The following is a 10,588-nucleotide window of genomic DNA, read 5'->3' on the forward strand; positions in this document are numbered from 1 at the left end:
GGCCGCGGGGGTGTGACCGGGGCCCGCTCCGCCCCGACCGGATCGTCGGGCCGGACCGGTCAGACGATCCGGTCGGGGCGGGTGTAGACGTTGGCGCCCTCGCCGCGCAGGAAGCCCACCAGGGTCAGGCCCAGCTCCTCGGCGAGGTCCGCGGCCAGCGAGGACGGCGCCGAGACGGCGGCCAGCAGCGGCGCGCCGGCCAGTGCCGCTTTCTGGGTCAGCTCGAACGAGGCCCGGCCGCTGACCAGGAGCACGTGTCCGGTCAGCGGCAGCCGATCCTCGCGCAGCGCCCAGCCGACCACCTTGTCCACCGCGTTGTGCCGCCCCACGTCCTCGCGGGCGCAGAGCAGTTCGCCGGTCCGGCCGTCGAACAGGCCGGCGGCGTGCAGGCCGCCGGTGGAGTCGAAGGTCCGCTGGGCGGCGCGCAGCCGCTCGGGCAGTGCGTACAGCAGGGTGGGCGGGACGGTCAGCGGGTCGTCGCCGACCGGGTGGCGCACATGGGTGCGCACCGCGTCCACGGTGTCCCGGCCGCACAGGCCGCAGGCGCTGGTGGTCAGCAGGTTGCGGTGGGCGGAGAGCGGCAGCGCCCGGGCGGCGCCGCGCAGCGTCGCGTCCACCACGTTGTAGGTGTTGGCGCCGTCCTCGTCGGTGCCGGCGCAGTAGCGCAGCGCGGCGAGGTCCTCGGCGCGGTGGACGAGGCCCTCGCCGACCAGGAAGCCGGCCACCAGGTCGAAGTCCTGGCCGGGGGTGCGCATGGTGACGGTGAGCGGCTCGCCGCCGAGCCTGATCTCCAGCGGCTCCTCGGCCGCCAGCGCGTCCGGCCGGGTGCCGCGCCCGTCCCCGCGCAGCCGGAGCACCCGCCGCCGTGCCGTCGCCCGCGTCATCGCGCCGCCCGCCTTCCAGGTCCGCCGTGCCCGGCGCTGCGCCGGACGCCTCCCCACAGGGTGCGTCACGCGGCCGGGTATCCGAAAATCCTGGTGACCGGCCGGCCGGTCCGCCGGCGGGGCCGCCGGGCGGGTGCGGCAGGGTCTCCGGGGCCGGAGTTTCGGATGGTCCTGGATGGTTGTCATATCCTCATTCACCTGGTGAGATGATGTATATGGATATGCACAGTGCTGCGGCCCCCCACGCGCCGCTCGTCCGGGTCGGCAAGGCCGACGTCAGCGCCGAGGACGTGCTGGCCGTCGCCCGGGGGAACGCCCGCGTCGAGATCGGACCCGACGCGCTCGCCGAGATGGCGGCCGCGCGTGCCCGGATCGACGCCCTGGCCGCCGAACCGCGCCCCGTCTACGGGGTCTCCACCGGCTTCGGCGCCCTCGCCGTGCGGCACATCAGCCCCGAGCTGCGCGCCCAGCTGCAGCGCTCGCTGGTCCGCTCGCACGCCGCCGGGATGGGTCCGGCGGTCGAGCGCGAGGTGGTCCGCGCGCTGATGTTCCTGCGGATGAAGACCCTCGCCAGCGGCCGCACCGGCGTGCGTCCGCTGGTCGCGGAGACCATGGCGGCGATCCTCAACGCCGGGATCACCCCGGTGGTCCGCGAGTTCGGCTCGCTCGGCTGCTCCGGCGACCTCGCGCCGCTCTCGCACTGCGCGCTCGTCCTCATGGGCGAGGGCGTCGCCACCGGCCCCGACGGCGCCGAGAAGCCCGCCGGCGAGCTGCTCGCCGCCGCGGGCATCGAGCCCGTCGAACTGCTGGAGAAGGAGGGCCTCGCCCTCATCAACGGCACCGACGGCATGCTCGGCATGCTGGTGATGGCCGCCGCCGACCTGCAGCTCCTGTTCACCACCGCCGACATCACCGCGGCGATGAGCCTGGAGGCGCTGCTCGGCACCGACAAGGTGCTCGCCCCCGAGCTGCACGCCCCGATCCGCCCGCACCCCGGCCAGGCGCTGTCCGCGGCCAACATGCTGGCCGTGCTCAAGGGCTCCGGCCTCACCGGTCACCATCAGGACGACGCCCCGCGCGTCCAGGACGCCTACTCGATCCGCTGCGCCCCGCAGGTCGCCGGCGCCGGGCGCGACACCCTGGCGCACGCCGTGCTGGTCGCCTCCCGGGAGCTGGCCGCCTCGGTGGACAACCCGGTGGTGCTGCCGGACGGCCGGGTCGAGTCCAACGGCAACTTCCACGGCGCCCCGGTCGCCTACGTGCTGGACTTCCTGGCCATCGCCGCGGCCGACCTCGGCTCGATCTCCGAGCGCCGCACCGACCGCCTCCTCGACAAGGCCCGCTCGCACGGCCTGCCGGCCTTCCTGGCCGACGACCCGGGCGTGGACTCCGGTCTGATGATCGCCCAGTACACCCAGGCGGCGCTGGTCAGCGAGAACAAGCGGCTCGCGGTGCCGGCCTCGGTCGACTCGATCCCCTCCTCGGCCATGCAGGAGGACCACGTCTCGATGGGCTGGTCCGCCGCCCGGAAGCTGCGCCAGGCCGTGCAGAACCTCGGCCGCATCCTCGCCGTCGAACTCACCGCCGCCGCGCGGGCCCTGGAGATCCGGGAGCAGGCCGGGGCGGCCGGCTCGCCGGCGCCGGCCACGGCCGCGGCGGTGGCCGCCGCCCGTGCCGCCGGGGTCGGCGGGGCCGGGCGCGACCGCTTCCTCTCGCCGGACCTGGAGGCCGCCGCGGAGCTGGTCGCCTCCGGCGGGCTGGTGCGGGCGGTCGAGCGGGTCACCGGCCCGCTGGCCTGACGGAGCGGCCGTGCGGAGCGGGCGGGGCCGGCGGCCCGGGGTCTCAGTCCCACTCGCTCCGCGGGGCCGACGGCCGGCGCCGCTCCTCGACGCGCTCGGCGAGCGCCGCGGAGACGTTCACGCCGACGATGCCGGTCCAGCAGACCAGCAGGCCCCAGAAACCCGCGGTGCCGCCGGAGATGGCGGACAGCGGGATGCCCAGGGCCATGGAGACGACCGGCAGCCGGGAGCCGCCCCGGCCGAACCGGCGCGGGCGGTGGCCGTGCCCCGGCGCGCCGTAGGGGGCCCCGGCCGCCGGGCCGTAGCCGTCGGCCGGGCCGAGCCGCTCGCTGACCCGGCGCTCCACCCGGGCGTCCAGCCGGGCGTCGAGCCGGGCGAGGAACGAGTCGACGAGCTCCGACTCGTACTCCTTGCCGAGCTCCTTGCGGGCCTGCAGCGTGGCGTCCAGATCGCGCCGCAGGTCGTCCTGGCGAGTGTCCATGGGCACCAGCCTCCTCCCGCGGGGCGGGCGGGTCCATCCGTACGACGGGGTTTCAGGGCCCTCTCAGGGAGATCTCAGGGTCACCCCGAGACGTCCGGAGCCCGCCCGGAGGTCCGCACCCCGGACATCTCGCCGGGCGTTCCGCCGTGCGAGACGTCTTTGCCACCCGCGGCCCGCTGCTGCACAGTCGTCCGAACAGCCCGTATCCGGAGGTACCGCCATGACCGCCACCGACGACGCCGGCCCGGTCGGTCCCTCCGCCCGGCTGCTCCAGCTCTTCGAGGGGCACCGGCTCACCCCCACCCAGCGGCGGATCGCGCACTCGCTGGTGCGGCACGCCACCGAGGCGCCGTTCCTCTCCAGCGTCGAGGTCGCCGAACTCGCGGGCGTCAGCCAGCCCTCGGTGACCCGTTTCGCGGTGGCCCTCGGCTACGACGGCTACCCGGCGCTGCGCAAACAGCTGCGCGAACTCGGCGCGGGCGAGCCCGCCGCCCCCGAGACCCCGGCCGACGCGGTGCGCAACGAGCACCAGCAGGCCGTGCTCGCCGAGATCGAGCACCTGCGCCACCTCGCCGAACTGCTCGCCGACCCCGAGCCCGTCACCCGGGCCGCCCGCCTGCTCGCAGCCTCCCGCCCGCTGCCCGTCCTCGGCCTGCGCGCGGCCTCCGCGCAGGCGCGCGGCTTCGCGTACTTCGCCTCCAAGGTGCACCCCGACATCCGCCTGCTCGACGAGGGCGGCAGCCTGCTCGCCGACCGGCTGGAGCAGGCCACCGCGGCGGGCGCGAGCGTGCTGCTCTGCTTCGCGCTGCCGCGCTACCCGCGCGAACTGATGGACGCCCTGACGGTGGCCCGGGAGTGCGGGCTGACCGTGGTCACGGTGGCCGACAGCGCCTTCGCGCCGGTCGCCAAGCTCTCCGACCTGATGCTGCCGGCCGCCGTCGGCACCGGTCTGGTCTTCGACACCGCCTGCGCGCCGATGATGCTCGGCCGGGTGCTGCTGCAGAGCATGTGCGACGAACTCCCGGGCGCGGAGGCGCGGTTGGAGGCGATCGAACAGTCCGCGGCGGTGCGCGGCCTGTTCCTCGAATAGCCGCCGGACAAACCTCGAACAGCGCGGCCGGAGTATTCGTCACCAACCGGGGCATCCCTCCCTGCAGGGGGTGCCGCCATGCGCGTGATCCACGAGATGAAGTTCGTCGGCCGGCTCGCCTCCGGAGCCGACGAGTGGTCCTGCCCGAGCTGCGGACGCCGCGTCACCCTGCGCCGTCTGCCCGAACCCGAACTCACCGTCCTCGATCCGGGCGACGAGACCGTCGTCCACGTCGGTGTCATCGAACCCGACGCCCGCGCCGCCGCGGCCGCCGACCGGTACGGCCTCGGGCCCGTCCAGGAGATCCCCCGCCCGCCCCGCGTCCCCGACACCTTCGACGCCGCCGACCGCCGCTGGCTCGCCGAGATCGGCATCCACTGGGACGACGACGCCGCGGCCTGAGGGAGGGCCGGCCCCGCGGGGCGTACGGCGGAGGACCGGAGGACCGGAGGCCCGCGGCCCGGCGGTACCGGCTCGCCGTACCCGCCGCACCGGCCGTGCGGGACGCCCCGGCGTGCGCCGGCACGGGGGTGCGTGCGGAGGGTCGGGGTGCCGTCGCGGTGATCCGCGGCGAGCAGGACCGCGGCGCCCCGGCGATTCGCGGCCGTCCGCCGGGTTCGGCGTGGTGCGGGATGCGGGCCCGCGGACGGTGCCGGGCGGTGATGGGCGGTGACGGGCTCTGGCCGGAGGCTGGATGTTTGGTTATATTCAGCCAAGTCGAGCCTGAATGAATTCATCCGTCGAGGAGGCCGGGACATGGTGCAGCAGGCGAGCGGTCCGCGCGAGGTGCGGGCGGCGCGGGGGACGGGGCTGACGGCCCGGGGGTGGCAGCAGGAGGCGGCCCTGCGGATGCTGATGAACAACCTCGACCCCGAGGTGGCCGAGCACCCGTCGAAGCTGGTCGTCTACGGCGGCACCGGCAAGGCGGCGCGGGACTGGCGCTCCTTCGATGCCATGGTGCGCACGCTGGAGGGGCTCAAGCAGGACGAGACCATGCTGGTGCAGTCCGGCCGGCCGGTCGGCGTCATGCAGACCCACGAGTGGGCGCCGCGCGTGCTGATCGCCAACTCCAACCTCGTCGGAGACTGGGCCAACTGGGAGGAGTTCCGCCGGCTGGAGAGCCTCGGGCTCACCATGTACGGCCAGATGACCGCCGGCTCGTGGATCTACATCGGCACCCAGGGCATCCTCCAGGGCACCTACGAGACCTTCGCCGCCGTCGCCAACAAGCGCTTCGGCGGCACGCTGGAGGGGACGATCACCCTCACCGCCGGCCTCGGCGGCATGGGCGGCGCCCAGCCGCTGGCCGTCACCATGAACGGCGGCGTGGCGATCTGCGTCGACTGCGACCCGTCCCGGATCTCCCGCCGGATCGAGCACCGCTACCTGGACGTCGAGGCCAAGGACCTCGACCACGCCCTGCAGCTCGCCACCGAGGCCCGGGACAAGCGGCAGCCGCTCTCGATCGGCCTGCTCGGCAACGCCGCCGACCTGTTCCCGCAGCTGCTCGTGATGGACGCGCCGATCGACATCGTCACCGACCAGACCAGCGCCCACGACCCGCTGAGCTACCTGCCGGCCGGCGTCGCCTTCGACGACATGGCCGCCTACGCCGCCGAGAAGCCCGCCGAGTTCACCCGGCGCGCCCGCGAGTCGATGGCCCGGCACGTCGAGGCGATGGTCGGCTTCCAGGACCGCGGCGCCGAGGTCTTCGACTACGGCAACTCGATCCGCGGCGAGGCCCAGCTGGCCGGCTACGACCGCGCCTTCGCCTTCCCCGGCTTCGTGCCCGCCTACATCCGCCCGCTGTTCTGCGAGGGCAAGGGCCCGTTCCGCTGGGCGGCGCTGTCCGGCGACCCGCAGGACATCGCCAGGACCGACAAGGCCGTCCTCGACCTCTTCCCGGAGAACGAGTCGCTGCACCGCTGGATCCGGATGGCCCAGGAGAAGGTGCACTTCCAGGGCCTGCCGGCGCGGATCTGCTGGCTCGGCTACGGCGAGCGCGACAAGGCCGGCGAGCGGTTCAACGACATGGTCGCGAGCGGCGAGCTGTCCGCCCCGATCGTGATCGGCCGCGACCACCTGGACTGCGGCTCGGTCGCCTCCCCCTACCGGGAGACCGAGGCGATGCTGGACGGCTCCGACGCGATCGCCGACTGGCCGCTGCTCAACGCCATGGTCAACGTCGCCTCCGGCGCGTCCTGGGTCTCCATCCACCACGGCGGCGGCGTCGGCATCGGCCGCTCGATCCACGCCGGTCAGGTCACCGTCGCCGACGGCACCCCGCTCGCCGGCGAGAAGATCCGCCGGGTGCTCACCAACGACCCCGGCATGGGCGTCATCCGGCACGTCGACGCCGGGTACGACCGCGCCGGGGAGGTCGCCGCCGAGCGCGGTGTCCGCGTCCCGATGGGCGAGCTGTGACCGACCGCACCGACCGCACCGACCGCACCGACCGCACCGACCGCACCGACCGCACCGACCGCACCGGCGGAGCCGTGAGCGGCCTGAGCGCCGGCAGCTTCGAACGGATGTGGGCGGAGCTGCTCCCGGTGGGCCGCTCCGCCTCCTCCGGCGGCTACCGCCGGTTCGCCTGGAACTCCGCCGACGCCGAGTGCCGCGCCTGGTTCGAGCAGCAGGCCCGCGACCGCGGCCTCGGCTACGAGCTGGACCGCAACGGCAACCAGTGGGCCTGGCTGGGCGACCCGGCGGCCGGCGACGCCGTCGTCACCGGCTCGCACCTGGACTCCGTCCCCGACGGCGGCGCCTTCGACGGCCCGCTCGGGGTGGTCTCCTCCTTCGCGGCCCTCGACGAGCTCCGGGCGAGGGGCGCCGCCCCCGCCCGCCCGCTGGCGGTCGTCAACTTCGGCGACGAGGAGGGCGCCCGGTTCGGCGTGGCCTGCATCGGCTCCCGGCTCACCGCCGGGGTGCTGGACCGGGAGAGCGCCCACGCGCTGCGCGACGCCGACGGCGTCCGGCTGCCCGACGCGATGGAGCGGGCGGGCCAGGACCCGGCGGCGATCGGCGCCGACCACGAACGGCTCGCCCGGATCGGCGCCTTCGTCGAACTCCACGTCGAGCAGGGCCGCCACCTCACCGAGGACCGGCCGGTCGGCGTCGCCTCCGCGATCTGGCCGCACGGCCGCTGGCGGTTCGACTTCCACGGCGAGGCCAACCACGCTGGCACCACCCGGATCGAGGACCGCCGCGACCCGATGCTGACCTACGCCACCACGGTGCTCGCCGCCCGCAAGAAGGCGAAGCTCGCGGGCGCGCTGGCCACCTTCGGCAAGGTCGCCGTCGAACCCAACGGCACCAACGCGATCGCCTCCCTGGTGCGCGGCTGGCTGGACTCCCGGGCCGCCGACGAGGCGACCCTCGCCGCGCTGGTCGAGGAGATCGGCCGGGCGGCGGACGAGCGCGGCACGCGCGACGGCGTCCGGGTCGAGCTGACCCGCGAGTCCTACACCCCGGTGGTGGACTTCGACGGCCCGTTGCGCGACCGCCTGGCCGCGCGGCTGGGCGGTGTCCCCGTGCTGCCCACCGGCGCGGGACACGACGCCGGAATCCTGGCATCGGCGGTCCCGACCGCCATGCTGTTCGTGCGGAACCCGAGCGGGGTCTCGCACTCCCCGGCCGAACACGCCGAGACGGCCGACTGCCTGGCCGGCGTCGCCGCCCTCGCCGACGTACTGGAGGACCTGGCGTGTCAGTAGGCCGTGGCGGCGCCGCGCGAACGACGACCTTCTGGGCGCAGTACGCCTGGCTGCCGCACGTCAACGGGCCGGTGGTCGAGCAGGACGTCCTGATCACCACCGGCACCGGCGGCAGGATCGCCCGGGTGCAGCCGGACAGCGGGCCCTGCCCGCCCGGCGCCGTCCGGCTGGCGGGCCTGCTGCTGCCCGGGCAGGCCAACGCCCACTCGCACGCCTTCCACCGGGCGCTGCGCGGTCACGTCCAGGTCGGCTCCGGCACCTTCTGGACCTGGCGCGACACCATGTACCGGTTCGCCGCCGCGCTCGACCCGGACCGGTACCTGGCGCTGGCCACCGCCGCCTACGCGGAGATGGCGCTCGCCGGGATCACCGCCGTCGGCGAGTTCCACTACCTGCACCACGCGCCCGGCGGCGTCCGCTACGACGACCCCAACGCGATGGGCGAGGCGCTGATCGAGGCCGCCGCCCGGGCCGGCATCCGGATCACCCTGCTCGACACCTGCTACCTGTCCTCCGGCTTCGGCGCCGAGCCGACCAGGCCGCAGCTGCGGTTCAGCGACGGCGACGCCGACGCCTGGGCCGAGCGGGCCGCCGCCCTGCGCCCGCGCGAGCACGCCCGGACCGGCGCCGCGATCCACTCGGTGCGGGCGGTGCCCGCCGACCAGATCGGCACCGTCGCCCACTGGGCGGCGGCCCGCTCCGCGCCGCTGCACGTCCACCTGTCCGAGCAGACCGCCGAGAACGACGCCTGCCTCGCCGCGCACGGCGTCACCCCGACCCGGCTGCTGGCCGACCGCGGCGCGCTCGGCCCGCGCACCTCGGCCGTGCACGCCACCCACCTGACCGAGGAGGACGTCAAGCTGCTCACGGACTCCTCCACCACCGTCTGCATGTGCCCCACCACCGAGCGGGACCTCGCGGACGGCATCGGCCCGGCCCGGCAGCTGGCCTCCGGCGGCTGCCCGGTCACCCTGGGCAGCGACAGCCACGCGGTCGTCGACCCGTTCGAGGAGGCCCGCGCGCTGGAGCTGGACGAGCGGCTGCGCACCCGCACCCGCGGCCACTGGACGGCGAACGCGCTGCTGCGGGCCGGCACCGAGGACGGCCACGCCTCGCTCGGCTGGCCCGAGGCCGGCCGGATCGAGGCCGGCGCGCTGGCCGACTTCACCGTGATCGCCCTGGACTCGGTGCGCACCGCGGGCCCCGCGCCCCGGCTCGGCGCGGAGATCGCGGTGTTCGCGGCCTCGGCGGCGGACGTGCGGCACGTGGTGGTCGGCGGGCGGCAGGTGGTCCGGGACGGCGTGCACCTGCTGGTGCCGGACGTGCCGGGCGCGCTGAAGTCCTCGATCGAAGCCCTGAGCTGCTGAGACCTCGCTCCCGAAAGGTATGACGTGACCTCCCCGACCGTTCCGAGCACGCTGATCACCGGCATCGGCACCCTGGTCACCAACGACCCCGCGCAGGGGGGCGGGCCGCTCGGCCTGCTCACCGGCGCGGCGGTGGTGATCGACGGCGGCGCCGTCGCCTGGGTCGGCCCGGCCGCCGCGGCGCCCGCCGCCGACGAGCGCTTCGACGCGGCGGGCCGCGCCCTGCTGCCCGGCTTCGTCGACTCGCACGCCCACCTGGTCTTCGCGGGCGACCGCACCGCCGAGTTCAACGCCCGGATGTCCGGGCAGTCCTACTCTGCGGGCGGCATCCGCACCACGGTGGCCGCGACCAGGGCCGCCGCCGACGCCGAGCTGGACGCCAACGTGGCCCGGCTGGTGCGCGAGGCGCTGCGCCAGGGCACCACCCTGGTCGAGTGCAAGTCCGGCTACGGGCTGACCGTCGAGGACGAGGCCCGGGCGCTGCGGATCGCCTCCTCGTACACGCCGGAGACCACCTACCTGGGTGCGCACGTGGTGGCCCCCGAGTTCGCGGACGACCCGGCCGGCTACGTCGGGCTGGTCACCGGCCCGATGCTGGACGCCTGCGCGCCGCACGCCCGCTGGGTGGACGTGTTCTGCGAGAAGGGCGCGTTCGACGGCGACCAGGCGCGGGCGGTCCTGACGGCCGGCATCGGGCGCGGGCTGATCCCCCGGGTGCACGCCAACCAGCTCACCCACGGCCCGGGCGTGCAGCTGGCGGTCGAGCTGGGGGCGGCCTCGGCGGACCACTGCACCCACCTCACCGACGAGGACGTCGCGGCGCTGGCCGGTTCGTCGACGGTGGCGACGCTGCTGCCGGGCGCCGAGTTCTCGACCCGCGCGGTGTACCCGGACGCCCGCCGGCTGCTGGACGCGGGAGCGGTGGTGGCGCTGTCCACCGACTGCAACCCGGGCTCCAGCTTCACCAGTTCGATGGCGTTCTGCATCGCGGTGGCGGTGCGCGAGATGGGCATGACGCCCGACGAGGCGCTCTGGGCGGCCACCGCGGGCGGCGCGCGGGCGCTGCGGCGCACGGACGTCGGCACGGTGCGGGTGGGCGCCCGGGCGGACCTCCAGCTGCTGGACGCGCCCTCGCACGTGCACCTGGCGTACCGGCCGGGCGTGCCGCTGACGGCGGCCGTCTGGCGCGGGGGCGTGCGGGAGGTCTGAGCGCGCCCCCGGCGGGGGCGGCGGGCCGGCGGGGCCGGGGCG

9 protein-coding genes are annotated in these 10,588 nt (G+C 75.5%); 7 read left to right on the forward strand and 2 right to left on the reverse strand.

What is annotated here, in order from left to right; all coding sequences use genetic code 11:
• Positions 1–59: 59 nt before the first annotated feature.
• A complete protein-coding gene (gene fdhD, locus ACFCX4_RS29825) occupies positions 60–884 on the reverse strand; it encodes a formate dehydrogenase accessory sulfurtransferase FdhD (RefSeq protein WP_376149077.1) in 825 nt (274 codons plus the stop codon).
• A 221-nt stretch (positions 885–1,105) separates the two neighbouring features.
• On the opposite strand from fdhD, the gene hutH reads away from it, so the two are divergent.
• Complete coding sequence (hutH, locus tag ACFCX4_RS29830; RefSeq protein ID WP_376149080.1) at positions 1,106–2,683, forward strand: histidine ammonia-lyase; 1,578 nt, start codon at positions 1,106–1,108, stop codon at positions 2,681–2,683.
• Between the two features lie 43 nt (positions 2,684–2,726).
• Here the strand turns inward: hutH and ACFCX4_RS29835 are convergent, their stop codons facing one another.
• Positions 2,727–3,164: a hypothetical protein gene (locus tag ACFCX4_RS29835; protein ID WP_376149083.1), complete on the reverse strand. Its 438-nt coding sequence runs from the start codon at positions 3,162–3,164 to the stop codon at positions 2,727–2,729.
• A gap of 220 nt (positions 3,165–3,384) precedes the next feature.
• Between ACFCX4_RS29835 and ACFCX4_RS29840 the strand changes: the two genes are divergently transcribed.
• From ACFCX4_RS29840 to hutI, 6 genes are all read left to right on the forward strand, one after another.
• Entirely contained in the window at positions 3,385–4,254 is an 870-nt protein-coding gene (locus tag ACFCX4_RS29840) for a MurR/RpiR family transcriptional regulator (RefSeq protein WP_376149086.1), read from the forward strand.
• A gap of 78 nt (positions 4,255–4,332) precedes the next feature.
• Positions 4,333–4,656: a hypothetical protein gene (locus ACFCX4_RS29845; protein WP_376149089.1), complete on the forward strand. Its 324-nt coding sequence runs from the start codon at positions 4,333–4,335 to the stop codon at positions 4,654–4,656.
• A gap of 354 nt (positions 4,657–5,010) precedes the next feature.
• A complete protein-coding gene (hutU, locus tag ACFCX4_RS29850) occupies positions 5,011–6,678 on the forward strand; it encodes a urocanate hydratase (RefSeq protein ID WP_376149090.1) in 1,668 nt (555 codons plus the stop codon).
• A 107-nt stretch (positions 6,679–6,785) separates the two neighbouring features.
• Entirely contained in the window at positions 6,786–7,970 is a 1,185-nt protein-coding gene (locus tag ACFCX4_RS29855; protein WP_376149097.1) for an allantoate amidohydrolase, read from the forward strand.
• Positions 7,961–9,337 (forward strand): formimidoylglutamate deiminase, encoded by a 1,377-nt coding sequence (locus ACFCX4_RS29860; protein ID WP_376149092.1) that lies wholly within the window; start codon positions 7,961–7,963, stop codon positions 9,335–9,337. Before ACFCX4_RS29855 ends, ACFCX4_RS29860 begins: the two co-directional genes overlap by 10 nt.
• Before the next feature lie 24 nt (positions 9,338–9,361).
• Positions 9,362–10,546 (forward strand): imidazolonepropionase, encoded by a 1,185-nt coding sequence (hutI, locus tag ACFCX4_RS29865; protein WP_376149095.1) that lies wholly within the window; start codon positions 9,362–9,364, stop codon positions 10,544–10,546.
• Positions 10,547–10,588: the final 42 nt, after the last annotated feature.

It is taken from the genome of Kitasatospora sp. NPDC056327, assembly GCF_042261735.1.
GTDB lineage: Bacteria > Actinomycetota > Actinomycetes > Streptomycetales > Streptomycetaceae > Kitasatospora.